At 58.6% G+C, this 17012-nt stretch carries 19 protein-coding genes; 7 read left to right on the top strand and 12 right to left on the bottom strand.

Features of this window, described 5'->3' with window-relative positions; translation table 11 throughout:
• Positions 1-85 precede the first annotated feature (85 nt).
• The 5 genes from aqpZ to L6D63_RS25130 all read right to left on the bottom strand — a co-directional run bounded on the left by aqpZ (position 86) and on the right by L6D63_RS25130 (position 5361).
• A complete protein-coding gene (aqpZ, locus tag L6D63_RS25150) occupies positions 86-781 on the bottom strand; it encodes an aquaporin Z (protein WP_047292367.1) in 696 nt (231 codons plus the stop codon).
• A 350-nt stretch (positions 782-1131) separates the two neighbouring features.
• The gene (locus L6D63_RS25145; protein WP_047292369.1) at positions 1132-2964 is read right to left on the bottom strand and encodes an ABC transporter ATP-binding protein; all 1833 of its coding nucleotides are present in this window, start codon (positions 2962-2964) and stop codon (positions 1132-1134) included.
• 88 nt (positions 2965-3052) lie between these two features.
• Positions 3053-3616: a peptidylprolyl isomerase gene (locus tag L6D63_RS25140; RefSeq protein ID WP_047292371.1), complete on the bottom strand. Its 564-nt coding sequence runs from the start codon at positions 3614-3616 to the stop codon at positions 3053-3055.
• Positions 3617-3619: 3 nt separating this feature from the next.
• Positions 3620-4423, bottom strand: coding sequence for an alpha/beta fold hydrolase (locus L6D63_RS25135; protein ID WP_131669964.1), 804 nt, complete (start codon positions 4421-4423; stop codon positions 3620-3622).
• Positions 4424-4437: 14 nt separating this feature from the next.
• Positions 4438-5361 carry a PA3225 family LysR-type transcriptional regulator gene (locus tag L6D63_RS25130; protein ID WP_041070257.1) on the bottom strand — a complete coding sequence of 308 codons (924 nt, stop codon included), beginning with the start codon at positions 5359-5361 and terminating at the stop codon, positions 4438-4440.
• Positions 5362-5410: 49 nt separating this feature from the next.
• Between L6D63_RS25130 and L6D63_RS25125 the strand changes: the two genes are divergently transcribed.
• From L6D63_RS25125 to L6D63_RS25115, 3 genes are all read left to right on the top strand, one after another.
• Entirely contained in the window at positions 5411-5725 is a 315-nt protein-coding gene (locus L6D63_RS25125; protein WP_047292375.1) for a hypothetical protein, read from the top strand.
• Positions 5726-5953: 228 nt separating this feature from the next.
• Positions 5954-6553 (top strand): FMN-dependent NADH-azoreductase, encoded by a 600-nt coding sequence (locus L6D63_RS25120; RefSeq protein ID WP_047292378.1) that lies wholly within the window; start codon positions 5954-5956, stop codon positions 6551-6553.
• Between the two features lie 325 nt (positions 6554-6878).
• Complete coding sequence (locus L6D63_RS25115; protein ID WP_095667226.1) at positions 6879-7736, top strand: carboxylate/amino acid/amine transporter; 858 nt, start codon at positions 6879-6881, stop codon at positions 7734-7736.
• A 91-nt stretch (positions 7737-7827) separates the two neighbouring features.
• Here the strand turns inward: L6D63_RS25115 and L6D63_RS25110 are convergent, their stop codons facing one another.
• Positions 7828-9126 (bottom strand): mechanosensitive ion channel family protein, encoded by a 1299-nt coding sequence (locus tag L6D63_RS25110; protein ID WP_131669965.1) that lies wholly within the window; start codon positions 9124-9126, stop codon positions 7828-7830.
• A gap of 191 nt (positions 9127-9317) precedes the next feature.
• On the opposite strand from L6D63_RS25110, the gene L6D63_RS25105 reads away from it, so the two are divergent.
• On the top strand, positions 9318-10658 hold the full coding sequence (locus L6D63_RS25105; RefSeq protein ID WP_041070247.1) for a DEAD/DEAH box helicase: 1341 nt from the start codon (positions 9318-9320) through the stop codon (positions 10656-10658).
• Positions 10659-10721: 63 nt separating this feature from the next.
• Here the strand turns inward: L6D63_RS25105 and L6D63_RS25100 are convergent, their stop codons facing one another.
• The 3 genes from L6D63_RS25100 to L6D63_RS25090 all read right to left on the bottom strand — a co-directional run bounded on the left by L6D63_RS25100 (position 10722) and on the right by L6D63_RS25090 (position 12456).
• Positions 10722-11321, bottom strand: coding sequence for a hypothetical protein (locus L6D63_RS25100; RefSeq protein WP_095667224.1), 600 nt, complete (start codon positions 11319-11321; stop codon positions 10722-10724).
• 12 nt (positions 11322-11333) lie between these two features.
• Positions 11334-11918, bottom strand: a complete 585-nt coding sequence (locus tag L6D63_RS25095; RefSeq protein ID WP_047292384.1) for a C39 family peptidase — start codon at positions 11916-11918, stop codon at positions 11334-11336.
• Positions 11919-12180: 262 nt separating this feature from the next.
• Entirely contained in the window at positions 12181-12456 is a 276-nt protein-coding gene (locus L6D63_RS25090; RefSeq protein ID WP_095667223.1) for a hypothetical protein, read from the bottom strand.
• A 184-nt stretch (positions 12457-12640) separates the two neighbouring features.
• On the opposite strand from L6D63_RS25090, the gene L6D63_RS25085 reads away from it, so the two are divergent.
• Entirely contained in the window at positions 12641-13033 is a 393-nt protein-coding gene (locus L6D63_RS25085; protein WP_047292388.1) for a hypothetical protein, read from the top strand.
• A gap of 78 nt (positions 13034-13111) precedes the next feature.
• Here the strand turns inward: L6D63_RS25085 and L6D63_RS25080 are convergent, their stop codons facing one another.
• The 3 genes from L6D63_RS25080 to L6D63_RS25070 form a co-directional block, all read right to left on the bottom strand.
• On the bottom strand, positions 13112-13981 hold the full coding sequence (locus L6D63_RS25080) for a DUF6279 family lipoprotein (RefSeq protein WP_131669966.1): 870 nt from the start codon (positions 13979-13981) through the stop codon (positions 13112-13114).
• Between the two features lie 70 nt (positions 13982-14051).
• Positions 14052-14771 carry a TorF family putative porin gene (locus L6D63_RS25075; RefSeq protein ID WP_047292392.1) on the bottom strand — a complete coding sequence of 240 codons (720 nt, stop codon included), beginning with the start codon at positions 14769-14771 and terminating at the stop codon, positions 14052-14054.
• Between the two features lie 206 nt (positions 14772-14977).
• Entirely contained in the window at positions 14978-15166 is a 189-nt protein-coding gene (locus tag L6D63_RS25070) for a hypothetical protein (RefSeq protein WP_016985943.1), read from the bottom strand.
• Positions 15167-15516: 350 nt separating this feature from the next.
• Between L6D63_RS25070 and L6D63_RS25065 the strand changes: the two genes are divergently transcribed.
• Together L6D63_RS25065 and L6D63_RS25060 are read left to right on the top strand one after the other, a co-directional pair.
• Positions 15517-16353: a CvfB family protein gene (locus L6D63_RS25065; protein WP_041070234.1), complete on the top strand. Its 837-nt coding sequence runs from the start codon at positions 15517-15519 to the stop codon at positions 16351-16353.
• A 102-nt stretch (positions 16354-16455) separates the two neighbouring features.
• The gene (locus tag L6D63_RS25060) at positions 16456-16860 is read left to right on the top strand and encodes a DUF2177 family protein (RefSeq protein ID WP_095667221.1); all 405 of its coding nucleotides are present in this window, start codon (positions 16456-16458) and stop codon (positions 16858-16860) included.
• Positions 16861-17012: the final 152 nt, after the last annotated feature.

Genomic DNA, 17012 nt, shown 5'->3' with positions numbered 1-17012 from the left:
CTGCCGGAGGCTGCGATCTTTTGCTCTTTAAAAGTCAAAAGATCGCAGCCTTCGGCAGCTCCTACAAAGGGAGCTCAGGCATCCTTCAGGTTTCTTCTTTACCCAGCCAGCGATAGATTCCGCCGCCCACCACCGCGCCCAGCAGCGGCGCGACCCAGAACATCCACAACTGTGCGATCGCCCAGCCGCCGACCATCAGCGCCGGCCCGGTGCTGCGCGCCGGGTTGACCGAGGTGTTGGTGACCGGGATCGAGATCAGGTGAATCAACGTCAGACCCAGGCCGATGGCGATCGGTGCAAGGCCCGCCGGAGCGCGTTTGTCGGTAGCGCCGAGGATGATGATCACGAACATGGCGGTCATCACCAACTCGGTGACAAAGCCTGCGGCCATCGAGTATTTGCCCGGTGAGTGTTCGCCATACCCGTTGGAGGCCAGACCTGCGGCAATATCGAAACCCTCCTTGCCGCTGGCAATGTGCGCAATCAGCGCCGCGGCGAGAATCGCGCCGAGCACCTGCGCGATGATATAGGCGGGCAACTCTTTGGCCGGAAACCGGCCGCCAACGAACAGACCGACCGAGACGGCCGGGTTGAGATGACATCCGCTGATGTGGCCAATGGCGAACGCCATGGTCAGCACCGTCAGACCAAACGCCAGGGCCACCCCCAGCACTCCAATGCCCAAGGGCGAAGACGCAGCGAGCACTGCACTGCCGCATCCACCCAGAACCAGCCAGAACGTACCCAACAACTCAGTAACTGAACGTTTGAACAGAGACATGAGAGAGTCCTTGATAGGCGTGCTATCGAGACTGTATCGAGTTGTGCTTCCTTGCAGATTTACGACAGGTTCCGTGCTGGAACCTTGGCTGAGTACAGCAGGCTTTGGATGGATTGCCAGCAGACATGAAAAAACCGCCAGAGCCCATGGTTGGCGGGCTGGGGCGGTTTTTTGGCGGACAAACATTGCGTGGCGAGGGAGCTTGCTCCCGCTGGACAGCGAAGCTGTCCCAAAACTATCTGCACCGGTAGTGTCAGACTCGCACAGTTGGCGGGCTTTGCGCCTGCTGCGCAGTCGAGCGGGAGCAAGCTCCCTCGCCAAAAAAGTTCACAAAGTCAGATTTTTTGTGATCAATCGATGCCGACAAATCCTCCGGTCTGGTGCGCCCACAACCGCGCATACAACCCGCGATGGGCGAGCAATTCGGCGTGGGTGCCGCTCTCGGCGATCTTGCCGTTTTCCAGCACCACCAGCCGATCCATGCGAGCGATGGTCGAGAGGCGGTGAGCGATGGCGATCACGGTTTTGCCTTGCATCAGGGTTTCGAGGCTTTCCTGGATTGCTGCTTCGACTTCCGAATCCAGTGCCGAGGTTGCTTCGTCCATGATCAGGATCGGCGCGTCCTTGAGCAGCACCCGGGCAATCGCGATGCGCTGGCGCTGGCCGCCGGACAGCTTCACCCCGCGCTCGCCGACGTGCGCATCGAAACCGGTGCGGCCCTCGGCGTCCGACAGCAACGGAATGAACTCGTCGGCGCGAGCCTTGTGCACCGCATCCCAGAGTTCGGCGTCGGTGGCGTCAGGCTTGCCGTACAGCAAGTTGTCGCGGATCGAGCGGTGCAGCAGGGAGGTGTCCTGCGTGATCATGCCGATCCGTGCGCGCAGGCTTTCCTGGCCGACTTCGGCGATGTTCTGCCCATCGATCAGGATCCGTCCACCCTCGACGTCGTACAGGCGCAGCAGCAGGTTGACCAACGTCGATTTGCCGGCGCCGGACGGCCCGATCAAACCGATTTTCTCGCCGGGTTTGATGGTCAGGTTGAGGTCGCCGATGATGCCTTTCTTCTTTCCGTAGTGAAAATCCACATGCTCGAAACGCACTTCGCCACGGGCCACCGCCAGTGGTTTGGCCTGTTCGCGATCAGTCACGCTGACCGGTTGTGAGATGGTCTGCAGACCGTCCTGCACCATGCCGATGTTTTCGAAGATGCCGGTGACCACCCACATGATCCAGCCGGACATGTTGACGATGCGAATCACCAGACCCGTAGCCAGCGCGATAGCGCCGACCGTGATCAACGACTGCGTCCACAGCCACAGCGCCAGCGCGGTGGTGCCGACGATCAGCAGACCGTTCATGGCGGTGATTGCCACGTCCATGCTGGTCACCACGCGGCCGGCCATCTGCGCCTTGACCGTCTGTTCCTCGATGGCTTCCCTGGCGTAATGCTGTTCGAAATTGGTGTGGGCAAACAGCTTCAGCGTGGCGATGTTGGTGTAGCCGTCGACGATCCGCCCCATCAGTTTCGAGCGCGCATCGGAGGCCTCCACCGAGCGGTCCTTGACCCGTGGCACGAAGTAATACAGGGCGCCGATGTAGGCGGCGATCCAGGTCAGCAACGGGATCATCAGGCGCCAGTCGGCTTCGGCGAACAGCACCAGCGAACTGATCGCGTAGATCACCACATGCCACAGCGCGTCGACCGCTTGCACGGCGGAGTCACGGAGCGAGTTGCCGGTCTGCATGATGCGTTGGGCGATGCGCCCGGCGAAGTCGTTCTGGAAGAAATTCAGGCTCTGTTTGAGCACATAGCTGTGATTCTGCCAGCGGATCATGCTGGTCATCCCCGGGCTCAGGGTCTGGTGCACCAGCAGGTCGTGCAGGCCGAAAAAGATCGGCCGCAGTACCAGCGCCACCACCACCATCCACGTCAGTTCGAGGGCGTGGTCGCTGAAGAAATTCGGGTTGGGCGTGCCTTGGGCCAAGTCGATGATGCGGCTCAGGTAACTGAACAGCGCCACTTCGATCAACGCAGCAAACAGACCGACCACCAACAGAGCGGCAAAGCTCGGCCAGACCTGTTTCAGGTAATAGGTATAGAAGGGCAGCACGCGATTGGGCGGAGCCGCCGTCGGAGCATCGCGGAATATGTCGATCAGTTGTTCGAAACGGCGATAGAGCATCAGATAACCGCCCGGAGGCCGGGCTCTCCTTTTATCGGTGTGAGCGGCGTGGCGTCAGGCCTGCGCCGCTCGAAACGCCCTGTACAGCTTAGTCGATGACTTTGGCCGACTTGATGATCACAGGGTCGGAAGGCACGTTCTGCATGCCCTGTTTGGTGGTGGTTTGCGAGTTGACGATGATGTCGACCACGTCCATGCCTTTGACCACTTTGGCGAATACCGCGTAACCGGCGTCACGGCCCGGATCGAGGAAGGCGTTGTCGGCCACGTTGATGAAGAACTGGCTGGTGGCCGAATCAGGGTTGGAGGTGCGTGCCATCGACAGCGTGCCGCGAACGTTATGCAGACCGTTGCTGGCTTCGTTCTTGATCGGCGCCTTGGTTTCTTTCTGCTGCATCTGTGGCGTGAAACCGCCGCCCTGGGCCATGAAGCCCGGGATCACGCGGTGGAAAATGGTGTTGGTGTAAAAGCCGCTGTTGACGTAATCCAGAAAGTTTTTGGTACTGATCGGCGCCTTGACCGGGTCCAGTTCGATTTCGATCTGGCCGTTGGTGGTGTCCAGCAGCACGTGCGGCGCTTTTGCCGGCGTGGCAGCCATCAGGTTGGCAGCGAACAGCACAGTGCCGGCGGCGAGGGCGAGTTTTTTCAGCATGGGTCAGTGATCCTGAGATTGAATGTCGGCTGCGGCGAGAAACTCCAGCAGCGTTTGATTGAAACGTTCGGGTTGATCGAGCGGGGTGGCGTGGCGCGAATCGGCGATGACCACCAGCCGCGCATCGGGCAGCAGTTTTACATAGGTTTCTTTCAGCGCCACCGGTGTGTAGTCACGGTCGGCAGTGACGATGAGGGTTGGACAGGTCACCCGGGAAAGTCGTTCCTGAACGCCCCAGCCAACAATCGCATCGAAGCTGGCGAGATAAGCACGTTTGTCGTTTTTTGCCCAGCGCTCGGCCATTTTCTGCCGCAAATCAGCCTGTTCCGGTTTTGGAAAAAGTTTGCCGCCCAGCGACTTGCCGATGGTTGCCAGGCTCAGCACACGCATCAGGCTCCAGCGTTTGAACCACTGCCAGTAATCGTCGCGGCTGCGGAGTTTAACTTCGGGGGCGCTGTTGACGATGGTCAGGCTTTTGAGCAGGTGAGGGTGATCGACACCGAACTGGAAACCGATCATCCCGCCCATCGACAGCCCGACGTAATGCACCGGACCGAGGTTCAGGTGCTCGATCAACGCCAGCAGGTCAGCGCTGAAACCGGCGATGCTGTAGCGCTCGCGGGGTTTGTCCGAGCGACCGTGACCGCGTATATCCGGGACGATCACCCGGTAATGCGCCGACAGCGCCGGAATCTGCATTTCCCAGTCCAGGGTGCTCGAGCCGAGCCCGTGAACCAGCAGCAACGGCGTACCGTGGCCATATGCCTCGTAGTGCAGGTTGCAACCTTCGTGCTCGAAATACGCCATCGGTGAACTCCGTGTCAGGCTTGTTCGGGGGCGGCGAACGGTGCGTCCAGCGGCAAGGTGTCGAAGGTGCGCAGCAGTTCGATGAGGATTTGTGTCGCCGGGCCCAGCGGTTTGTCCTTGTTCGAGTAGAGATAGAAACTCGGGTTGCGGCTGCCGCCCTGAACCAACGGTAGCAGCTTGAGCGTGCCTTCCTTCAATTCACGTTCGATCATGTGTCGGGGCAACCAGGCGAAACCCAGGCCGCTGCTGACGAACGTTGCGGCAGTGGCAAGGCTGCCGACCGTCCAGCGCTGTTCGGCACCCAGCCAGCCGACGTCGCGTGGCTGCTGGCGCCCGGAGTCGCGAATCACCACTTGCATCTGGGTTTCCAGATCCTGGAAGCTCAGTTCGCGATTGAGCCGATGCAAGGCGTGGTCCGGGTGGGCGACGGCAACAAACTCGACATCGCTCAATTCCGCACCGAGATAGCCGGGAATGCTCAGACCGGTGATCGCCAGATCGGCCACGCCTTCCAGCAGCACTTCTTCGACCCCCGACAACACCTCCTCGCGCAGGCGCACGCGGCAGCCACGACTTTGCGGCATGAACGCGGTCAGCGCCCGGACGATGCGTGCGCTCGGGTAGGCCGCATCGACCACCAGCCGCACCTCGGCCTCCCAACCTTGCTCCATGTGGTGGGCGAGGTCTTCCAGTTGGCTGGCCTGTTTCACCAGTTGCCGCGAGCGGCGCAACAATACGCCACCGGCTTCGGTGAGTACCGCCTTACGCCCGTCAATGCGCAGCAAGGGCACGCCGAGCTGGTCCTGCATGCGGGCGACGGTGTAACTCACCGACGATTGCGAACGGTGCAGTGCCTCGGCGGCTTGGGCGAAGCCGCCGTGATCGACCACGGCCTGCAATGTTCGCCATTGATCAAGGGTCACGCGGGGCGCTTTCATCAATAGCTCCTCTTGTCCTAAGCTGGCCATCCCTCATGGAGACTGGCGAATGAAAAAATTCTGTTGTGTGTTGCTGGCGCTGCTGCCGCTGCCAGCGTTTGCTTACCCGATCGATGTGCAGAAAAATCTCAATGGCTTGAAGATCGACTACGAAACCTATGACACCGACAAGGACATCGGCTCCATAAAAGTGGTCAACTTCGGTGATGTCGATGCCGTCTGCAAAGCCGTTTTCAACAATGGCCCGGAAGCGCCACGTACGCGCAACATCGAAGTCCCGGCCCGCAAGCATACGAACGCCACGGCCAAGTTCTCTCGCGAGATCATCAGGCTGCGCATCGATTTGAGCTGCAGCCCGAAATAACACCGAGCCCTGTGGGAGCGAGCCTGCTCGCGAAGGCGTAGTGTCAGTCGACACCTTCTCAGGCTGACCCGCCGCCTTCGCGAGCAAGCTCGCTCCCACAGGGTACAAACTGCATCTAAACGAATTATTCGATGCTTTGCAGCAATTATTTGCGCTTTTTCATCGATACAACCCTGTTTAACCTTCACTCCATCGACCTACAACATTCTCGGATGGAGACTACACACCATGTCCCGCGTTCTGATCATCGAAAGCAGCGCCCGCCAGCAAGACTCGGTTTCCCGTCAACTGACCCAGACCTTCATCAGCCAGTGGAAGTCCGCGCACCCCAACGATCAGATCACCGTGCGTGACCTCGCCGTGAACCCGGTACCCCACCTGGACGCCAATCTGCTGGGCGGCTGGATGAAGTCTGCCGAGCAGCGCAACGCCGACGAACAATCGTCGCTGGACCGCTCCAACGAATTGACCGAGGAGTTGCTGGCCGCCGACGTATTGGTGATGGCAGCGCCGATGTACAACTTCGCGATCCCGAGCACTCTGAAAGCCTGGCTCGACCACGTGCTGCGTGCCGGTGTGACCTTCAAGTACACCGAAACCGGCCCGCAAGGCCTGCTCAGCGGCAAACGTGCCTACGTACTTACCGCTCGCGGCGGGATCTACGCCGGCGGCCCGGCCGACCATCAGGAACCGTACCTGCGCCAAGTCATGGGCTTCATCGGCATCCACGACGTGACCTTCATTCACGCCGAAGGCATGAATCTGGGCGGCGACTTCCAGGAGAAGGGCTTGAATCAGGCCAACGCCAAACTGTCCCAAGTCGCTTGATGGGTTAATCGCCAGATAATCGCCGCTTGTTTAAGTGACCTGGCGCAACTCCTTCAAGGCTCTACGCGCATCGAACCTCCCTTTGCACTTGTTGCTCCTGAGTGCTGTAGCCCGATTGAACGCTTTAGCGAGATCGGGCTTTTTTTTGTCTGGGATTTCTCTGATTCACTGCTCTCCCTGTAGGAGCTGCCGCAGGCTGCGATCTTTTGATGTTGTTTTTTACAATCAAAAGATCGCAGCCTGCGGCAGCTCCTACAGGGGATTTTGTGTTGGTTGCGGAATGTAAAACCGGCTATCGTCGCCGCCATTCGAAACAGAGGCGACCATGGGCTATCTACTTTTTGTCACGCTGATCCAGGCGTTTTCCTTCAGTCTGATCGGCGAGTACCTCGCCGGGCATGTCGACAGCTACTTCGCGGTGCTGGTGCGCGTGGTGCTGGCCGGGCTGGTGTTCATTCCGTTGACCCGCTGGCGTTCGGTGGAACCGGCGTTCATGCGCGGCATGCTGCTGATCGGCGCGTTGCAGTTCGGCATCACCTATGTCTGCCTGTACCTGAGCTTCCGCGTGCTGACGGTGCCGGAGGTGCTGCTGTTCACCATCCTCACACCGTTGCATGTGACGTTGATCGAAGATGCGTTGAACCGCCGCTTCAATCCATGGGCGCTGGTCGCTGCATTGGTAGCGGTGGGCGGTGCGGCAGTGATTCGTTTTGATCGGATCAACCCGGATTTCTTCATGGGTTTCCTGTTGCTGCAACTGGCCAACTTCACCTACGCCGCCGGCCAGGTGCTGTACAAGCATCTGGTGGCGAAACACCCGAGCGACCTGCCGCATTACCGGCGTTTCGGCTTCTTCTACCTCGGGGCTCTGGCGGTGGTGTTGCCGGCGTTTCTGCTGTTCGGTAAAGCCAACTTCCTGCCCGAAGCGCCGCTGCAATGGGGCGTGCTGGTGTTCCTCGGCCTGGTCTCCACCGCGCTGGGCATGTACTGGTGGAACAAGGGCGCGTGCATGGTCAACGGTGGCACGCTGGCGGTGATGAACAACCTGCATGTGCCGGTGGGGCTGCTGCTGAATCTGCTGATCTGGAATCAGCATGAGGAACTGGGAAGGCTTTTGCTTGGCGGGAGTGTCATTCTGGCGGCCGTATGGATCAGCCGGTTGGGTATCCGCCGCACCGCATGACCCGGTGTAGGAGCTGCCGAAGGCTGCGATCTTTTAATCTTTAAAATCAAAAGATCGCAGCCTGCGGCAGCTCCTACACGGTAATTGTGGGTTACATGAGGTGTTTTTGTGGTTCCGCAATGTGCGCCGAACCCAGCACCGCCGGCAACAACCCCGAACGCAAATCCCCGCCGCTCGGCTGCTGATACAGACTCAAGCCAAACTCTGGCAGCACCGCCAGCAGATAATCGAAAATATCCCCCTGAATCCGCTCGTAATCGGCCCACACCGTGGTAGTCGTGAAGCAGTAGATTTCCAGCGGAATGCCCTGCGCCGTGGTCTGCATCTGGCGCACCATGCAGGTCATGTTCGGCTGGATCTCGGGATGGCTTTTCAGATACGCCAGCGCATAAGCGCGGAAGGTACCGATGTTGGTCATGCGCCGACGGTTGGCCGCCATCGCCGCTACATTACCCTGCGCCTCGTTCCACGCTTTGAGTTCGGCTTTCTTGCGGCCCATGTAGGCGGTCAGCAGGTGCACCTGAGAGAGCTTTTCTTCTTCATCGTCGCGGATGAAGCGCACGCCGCTGGCGTCGATGAACAGGCTGCGCTTGATCCGTCGTCCACCGGACTGTTGCATGCCGCGCCAGTTGCGGAACGATTCGGACATCAGGCGCCAGGTCGGGATCGAGACGATGGTCTTGTCGAAGTTCTGCACCTTGACCGTGTGCAAGGTGATGTCGACCACGTCGCCATCGGCGCCGACTTGCGGCATTTCGATCCAGTCGCCGACCCGCAGCATGTCGTTGCTGGTCAGCTGTACGCTGGCGACGAACGACAGCAGGGTGTCCTTGTAGACCAACAGAATCACCGCCGACATCGCACCCAAACCGGACAGCAGCAACAACGGCGAACGGTCGATCAGGGTGGCGACGATGATGATCGCGCCAAACACGTACAAGACCATTTTCGCCAGTTGCACGTAGCCCTTGATCGAGCGGGTGCGCGCGTGTTCGGTGCGCGCGTAGATGTCCAGCAACGCATTGAGCAGGGCACTGACCGACAGCAGCAGGAACAGGATGGTGAAGGACAGCGCCACGTTGCCGAGGAAGGTCATCGCGGTTTTGCTCAGTTCCGGCACCAGGTGCAGACCGAACTGGATCACCAGCGATGGCGTCATCTGCGCCAGACGCTGAAACACCTTGTTGTGGCGAAAGTCGTTGATCCAGTGCAGCGCCGGCTGGCGCCCGAGCATGCGGCTGGCGTGCAGGATCAGATAGCGTGCCACTCGTCCGAGGATCAGCGCGATCACCAATAGCAACATCAGCGCCAGGCCGGATTGCAGGAACGGGTGCTGTTCGAGGGCACCCCAGAGGTCTTGGGCGTTGAGCCAGAGCTGTTTGAAATCCATGTGAGCAACGATTCTTCTGTAAGGCGCGATGGGCGATTAGAGCATTTAAGACGCTGTGTATTACCGTTGGAGACAAATCGAGCAACAAAAAAGCCACTGATTACGCCCGTTTGTATAAAGAAACTCGGCCTGAGCGCTCGAAACCGGTAACCTATGCAGCTGTTTTTTTGCATATCTTCGAGGTAGCACCCGTGTTTTCCCAATTCGCCCTGCACGAACGCCTGCTCAAAGCCGTGGCCGAACTGAAATTTGTCGAGCCAACGCCTGTGCAAGCAGCGGCCATTCCGCTGGCGCTCCAGGGGCGTGACCTGCGGGTGACGGCGCAAACCGGTAGTGGCAAGACCGCCGCTTTTGTCCTGCCGATCCTCAACCGCCTGATCGGCCCGGCGAAGATTCGCGTCAGCATCAAGACCCTGATCCTGCTGCCGACCCGCGAGCTGGCCCAGCAGACTCTGAAAGAAGTTGAACGCTTCTCGCAGTTCACCTTCATCAAGTCCGGCCTGATCACTGGCGGTGAAGACTTCAAGGTGCAAGCGGCGATGCTGCGCAAGGTGCCGGACATCCTGATCGGTACCCCGGGCCGGATGATCGAGCAACTTAACGCCGGCAACCTGGATTTGAAAGAAGTCGAAGTGCTGGTGCTCGACGAAGCCGACCGCATGCTCGACATGGGTTTTGCCGAAGATGTGCAGCGTCTGGTCGACGAATGCCCGAACCGACAGCAGACCATGCTGTTCTCCGCCACCACCGGCGGTTCCGGCCTGCGCGAGATGATCGCCAAGGTGCTGAACAACCCTGAGCACCTGCAGCTCAACGCGGTCAGCCAGCTGAACTCGACCACCCGTCAGCAGATCATCACCGCCGACCACAACCAGCACAAAGAGCAGATTGTGAACTGGCTGCTGGCCAACGAGACCTATCAGAAGGCCATCGTCTTCACCAACACCCGCGCCATGGCCGACCGCATCTACGGCCGCCTCGTGGCTCAGGAATACAAGGCGTTCGTGCTGCACGGCGAGAAAGACCAGAAGGATCGTAAACTGGCGATCGATCGCCTGAAGCAAGGTGGCGTGAAGATTCTGGTTGCCACCGACGTCGCGGCCCGTGGTCTGGACGTGGATGGCCTGGATCTGGTGATCAACTTCGACATGCCACGCAGCGGCGACGAATACGTGCACCGCATCGGTCGTACCGGCCGTGCCGGCAACGACGGTCTGGCGATCTCGCTGATCTGCCATGGCGACTGGAACCTGATGTCGAGCATCGAGCGCTACCTGAAGCAGAGCTTCGAGCGCCGCACCATCAAGGAAGTCAAAGGCACCTACGGCGGGCCGAAAAAGGTCAAGGCCTCGGGCAAAGCTGTCGGCGTGAAGAAGAAAAAGACCGACGCCAAGGGCGACAAGAAGAAAACCGCCGCCAAGACCCCGACCAAGCGCAAGAGCGCCAATCGGCCGAAGCCGGATTCGCTGGTGAGCAGCGATGGCATGGCCCCGCTCAAGCGCCGCAAGCCGGCCGAGCCTGCGGCTGAATAAGTCGCCACAAATGGCCAATAAAAAACCCGGACAGTGTCCGGGTTTTTTTATGCGCGGGGTTTGTCAGTTCCCCAACTGTCCGCTGCTGTCCGCGTCAAAGCGCTGTTTGGCGCGATCTGCCGCCGGTTTGAGCAGCGCGAGCAGCGCGGCTTCGCTGTACAGCCGCGAGTCGCCCAGCTCTTTTGGCGTCGGCTCAATCGGGATCAGCACATCCTCACCGTCCGCATGCAGCCAGATCGCCACGACGTGCAGCGCCGAGACAAACAGCACGCGCAGTTCAACGGTTTTGCCCTGCAATTGCGGCGCCTGTTCCGCCAGTTTCAACGCGCCCACGGTGTCGGCGGCCCGGGTGCCGTGGTTCAGCGAAGCGAACTCGACATGGCCACGCACCTCGGCCAGTTGCGCATCGGCAATGCTGACGCCGTCGGCAAACACCAGGTAATGCCAGTCGCCGATACGTGCGTCTTTCAGACCCTTGCCTTGGCTCAAGTCGTCGAGTGTCAGCGAGTAGCCGCGATAGGCTTCGCTGAGGCTGACTTTGGCCGGTGTAGCGGCGGCGAACTGGCGATTAATGCCGAAACCCTGTGTTTGCAGCGCGGCTTGCAGCACCGGACGCAAAGTCTGTACGCCGTTGGAAGGCGCCTTTGGATAAGTCAGTTGCATGATGTCGCCCTCCTAGTTTTTCGCGGTGAAGTAAGTGTGAGTCCAGTTGCCGCCGCCGTTGTACGAACCCGGGAATGAGTTCAGCGCGCGGGTCGAATAACCGTAGATCGAGTCGGCGACCAGCACGTAGTTGCCGTTGGTGCCGTAGATCGCCAGGAAGTGCGCACCGCCACCGTACCAGGCACAGCGCAGGCCGACCGGGCGGCCCATGTTGATCTGGTTCTGAATGGCCGACATCTGCAGCGAACCCTGATTCATCCCGTTATAGCTGCGGGTGGTTTGCAGGGCTGAATCCAGATAGCCGTAGACGTTGCACGGTCCTGGCTGGCTGCAGCAATTGCGATCCAGTTGGGTACTGGCGACGCCGCATTGGGTCCAGTTTCCAGTGCCGTAATAGTTGCCGACCGAAGCGGAAACAGCGGCCCAGCACCAGTTGGTCTGAGTCTGTTTCTGCATGCTGAAGTTGAGGCTGGCAGCGGCCAGTGCAGCGGTTTGCGCAGTGGCTTGAACCTCTACCAGTTGCGGGTCGAGCAGGCGGCCGACAAGGCACCTTGGCAGGCTCTCGCCGGTGAATGATGTGGCTTGAGTGGTTAACATTTTTTCAGTCCTCCATGAATGAAAACAAGCGTCCAGCTTGTGGTGGTGTTGCGGTATTGCCGAGCGATCGGTGGTTAACGGGTTTCATCTGCGATGAACGGTGCCGATCTCCTTGCTCGATGTAACCTTAGCCTGCCTATGCATATGTGCAAGTATATAAATGCATTAATGCATTTTTAGGGTCAAAAGATCGCAGCCTGCGGCAGCTCCTACAGGGTTCGGTGTAGGAGCTGCCGCAGGCTGCGATCTTTTGATCTTGCTTTTAGCTGTCGGCTTTTTTCTCAGCCGAGTCCAGTTCCTTCAAGCGCTGATCAATCAACTGGCACTTGTCCGGCAAATCTGCACTGGCCGTGCCCAAGTCCATCTTCTGCAACTCGGCGTTGATCTCCTTTGCCTTGGCCGGATTCTGTTCGGTGAGCCTGGTCACTTCCTTGGCCAGTTGTTCGCGTTTGGCGGTGGCCTCTTCTGGTGTGCAGGCCCAGACCGGCAGGGCGCAGGCGAGGGTGACGGCGAGGGTGAGCTTGAGCAGGGTTTTCATGGGGGCAGGCCTCCGTTCCGGTTAAGGCGGGTTATTGGGTGGAGGCCTGGATGCGACGAAAAGTTCAGAGTTGTGGCAAACAGCATGTCGGTCGCCGCGGAAAATGCGGGTGAACGGCTGCGATGCGTCCGGGTCACAACCTATGACAGCGCCCCCAATCACGCGCACCGGAGGTTGAATCAGGATGACGACTTATAACTGGGATTTGATTGAACGCCTGCTGCATGAAGTGCAGAACAGTGCAGGCGAAAGTTTCGCGCCGCGTAAATACGCAGAGGATTATGCGGCGCAGAAAGCCAGTGCAGGCGAGCCGATAGAGAATCTGGATCACCTGAAAACGGTGGCCTGCGATTACGAAGGCTTGTTGCTTGATCGTGGATTTATTGAACCGCGTCCGGATCACGCAGGCAGTACCGGTAACAATTTCATTCTGACGCCACGCGGATCAAGCCTGCTGAGCCTGATCGACAGCAGCATTCCCGGCAATGATCATCCTCGGCAAGTACTGGATGAGCAGGAGGATGCGCTGGATGAGGCGACGTTTGATGAGGTGGCTTCTAAAGCGCAAATTGCCTGAAAACAAAAGATCGCAGCCTCCGGCAGCTCCTACACATAACCCTGTAGGAGATGCCGGAGGCTGCGATCTTTTGATCTTCTATTCCTGCTTTACTGCCTTCAGACACTTCAAATCATTGAAGTCCTTACGCACACCCTCGATTTTCTTGAGCAACCGCTGACGCTGCTGCGGCGTACTCTCGGCCATCAGATCCACCGCCAGCGAACGCGCCTGCGCTTCGGTGTTGGCGTAGGCTTTTTGGTAATCCGCTGTCCATAAACGCTCGCGGTTGACCAGAAGTGTCTCGATTCGCTGTGGGAATTCCGGACTTTTGCGCTGGGCAACGGCGTTACTGAACTGCTGCTGCCAGTGGGCGCGGTTGGCGATCCATTGAGTGTTCTGATCGCCCAGGGCAGTCGACCAGGCCATTACCCGTTGTTCCTGAGTCACGCTCAATGGACCCAGCCAATCAGTCAGGCGTTTGTCCATGCGTGCGCCGCGTTCGGCAATCTGTTGCGCCAGCGGCGGTTTGACGTATTCCTTCTCACGTTTGCGCAGATCCTTGGCGAACGCGTCGTTCATTTCCGCCACTTGTTTGTCGTCCAGCCCTTGCAGTAACTCGATGGCCGACGGTGTGATCTGGCGTGCGGTTTCGGCGATGGCCTGTTTGGCCTCTGCGGTTCGCGCTTGCAGTGCCGCGTCGGTCACCTGATTGGTTTCAACCATGTTCTGCAAACGGTCCAGCCAATCGAGGTAGCCCGGCAATTGCGTGGTGCAGTGCCAGTTCAGGTGCTCCTTGAGCCGTTCGTTGAACCAGTCCTTCTGCTCGCCGTTCATGTCCAGGTAGTCGCCAAGCGTCCATGGAATGATCACGTCGAGATTGCGGTAGGCCAGGCCGACGCGGCTGCAGGCGCCGAGGGCGAGGGTGAAGAACAGCAGGGTGGCGAGGTGTTTGAACCAGCGAGACATGGGCGAATCCTTGCGAGGCCTGACGTCTGATTCTCATGTGAACGCAGGATGCTCCCGGCAGTTCAGCCGATCAATAGAATGCGCGCTCTGCCTTGAGCGTCACCAGTCCGTCGCACTGACTGTTGTGCCCGGAATACGCCGAGCAATCGCTGCCACTGAGGTTGGAATTGCTGTAGATCAGGTCGAGATCGACGCCCATGAATGGCCGGGAAAATTTCACTGACCAATCGGTAAAACTGCTGACATAACCACCGTCCACTGACACCGGCGTGTTCAATTGATGGGTGGTGTATTTCATGCTGATCCCGATGCCGAACGGCTGATTGCCACCCAGATCGGCGAACAGCGTGTTGTTCTGTTTGTCCGGGTCGTTGCTGACGGCTATACCGAAACGGCTGCCGAGCAGGGTCAGGCCGCCGAACAGCTCCTGGCTGTCGAGGGTATCGACCTTGGGATAGCTGTAGTGGATCATCCCGACTTCGTAGCCGAGGGTCTGATCGAAAGGTTGTTTAAAGCCGATGTAGGAGTCGATTTCGAGGTTCTTGCCCGGGGTCAGGCCCATGCTCGGTGCGTACTGGCCGACATACAGGCCGCTGTCGTGGCTGAGATCGAGGCCGCCGTGGAACGAGCCGACTGCCGCCGGCTTGACCAGGCCTTGGGCCATGCTGCGACTGGGCGTGGTGCCGAGTTTGAGGTCGAAGTCGCCAAGCTCGCGCTGGAAAATCTGCGCGTGCACCGACGAGCAGGCCAGTAGGCCCACAAGCAATAAACAGGAATTTGATTTGAGCATGCGTCACTCCATGAACAGCGAGGGCAGGGCTGAGCCTGCTGAAACGCTTGATCCAGACGCGTGCAAGGATACCGGCGAATGCTCGGCAATGATGGCCGTTCGTCGATTTTCAAAAGATTGATTAAACAGAAGTGAGGGTGTTGCGCGGGTGCCTGTCCAGACGCTTCGAAGCTCAAAGCGTCTCAGGACGGGTGTATTACCGGGTGTTACTTCTTGCCCAGGCTGATCTGCTTGGACGGGCCGAACGTCTGGCCGCTGACGCCTTTGGCAATTTGCTGGATTTCACCGCCGGACTTGAGAAACGCCGCGATCTGATCGTTGATCGATTCGCTGGTTTCAACGGCTGGAGCTGGCTTTGCTTTGCTGGTGGATGCTTTTACACGCATGGCGGCCATTAACCTGTAGAAAAGTAACTCGGCCAGGCATCGTACAGGAATAACTTGACAATTGCTTGATAAATATCCCCTGGAATAACTGAGTGTGCGGGTGGATTATTCTCGCTTAATTATTCGAAATATCCGCCTAAGCCACTGTTTTAAATAACAACATTTATTGCTCATTACGCAAAAGGTAAGCCGTGAAACGCTGCGTCAGGTGCCGCACTGGCCTGACGAATGGCGAGTCGCTTGCGCCAAACCCGGGAAAATCAAGGCGCCCCGCGAATTTTCTTCTCCCGGCTGGTCGCTCGGCGAACGAGACCGGCAAAACCGGGTAGAATGCCGCCACGCAATGAGGGTTTTGGAAAATGGCTTTAGTCGGGCGTTACAACAGTTTGCAAGTGGTTAAACACACTAACTTCGGTTTATATCTGGACGGCGGTGCCGACGGCGAAATTCTTTTGCCCAACCGTTATATTCCTAAAGATATTCCCAGCGAAGATGAAGACTGGCTCAACGTATTTATTTATCTGGACAGCGAAGACAAACTTCTCGCTACCACTGAAAAACCAAAAGTTCAGGTCGGTGAATTTGCCAGCCTGAAAGTGGTTGAAGTCAACAGCATTGGCGTGTTTCTCGATTGGGGCTTGCCGAAGGATCTGTTGCTGCCGTATTCCGAAGAAAAGCGGCAGATGACCGCTGGCGAGTACTGCGTGGTGCACGTGTACCTCGATAAACACACGCGCCGCATCACCGCGACCGCACGTCTGGATCGCTACCTCGACAAGACCCCGGCCAACTACAGCGCCGGGCAGGAAGTTGATCTGCTGGTGGCTGAAGCCACCGACATGGGCTTCAAGGCGATCATCAACAACAAGCATTGGGGCTTGATCCACAAGAATGAAATCTTCAAGTTCATGCGCTCCGGCATGCGCGAGAAGGGTTTCATCAAGGAAGTGCGCGCCGACGGCAAGATCAGCCTCAGCCTGCAACCGGTAGGTCAGGAAGCGGCCAGCAGCCTGAGTTCGAAGATCCTCGCCAAGTTGCGCGAAAACAATGGCACGCTGGCCGTCAGCGACAAGAGCGATCCGGCGCTGATCAGCAGTCTGTTCGGCGTCAGCAAGGGTAACTTCAAGAAGGCCATCGGTTCGCTGTACAAGGAAGGCAAGATCGTCATTCATGCCGATCGCATTGAACTAACCTGAGTGACCGCCGGCCCCATGTAGGAGCTGCCGCAGGCTACGATCTTTCGATCTTCAAAGGCAAAAGATCGCAGCCTGCGGCAGCTCCTACATGAGGGTTTGCAGATGAAGAAAGCGCTGATTGCTTACCTCGCCACACTGGTGGCGTTTCTATTGCTCGACGGTATCTGGCTCGGCGTGCTGATGGCGCCAACCTACCGCGAGCTGCTCGGTTCGCTGATGCTCGAAAAACCGCTGCTGGTTCCGGCAGCGGTTTTTTATTGCCTGTACGTTGTTGGTTGCGTGCAATTTGTGGTGTTGCCGGCGCTGAGCTGGCAACGGGCGGCAAAGATGGGCGCGCTGCTGGGGCTGGTGGCGTACGGCACGTATGACCTGACTAACTGGGCGACATTGCGCGGGTGGTCGGTGCAGGTGAGTTTGATGGATTGGGCTTGGGGGACGTTTGCCACGGCTGTTGCCTGCTCGGTTGGATTTTTGGTGACGAAACGACTACTGAGTTCAGCTCCCTGATCTGCGTTGATCAAACTGACGTCATCGCTGGCAAGCCAGACTCCCACAGCGTTTTGTGGCGAACAAAGAATCAGTGAGCAACCCGGTCATTGTGGGAGCTGGCTTGCCAGCGAATGGCGGCGCAGCCGACAGCCATTCACCGCTGACGTTAC

This window comes from Pseudomonas parakoreensis, from assembly GCF_021602155.1.
Classification (GTDB): domain Bacteria; phylum Pseudomonadota; class Gammaproteobacteria; order Pseudomonadales; family Pseudomonadaceae; genus Aquipseudomonas; species Aquipseudomonas parakoreensis.
The sequence above is the reverse complement of the archived record's forward strand: the minus strand, read 5'-3'. Positions and strand labels throughout refer to the sequence as shown.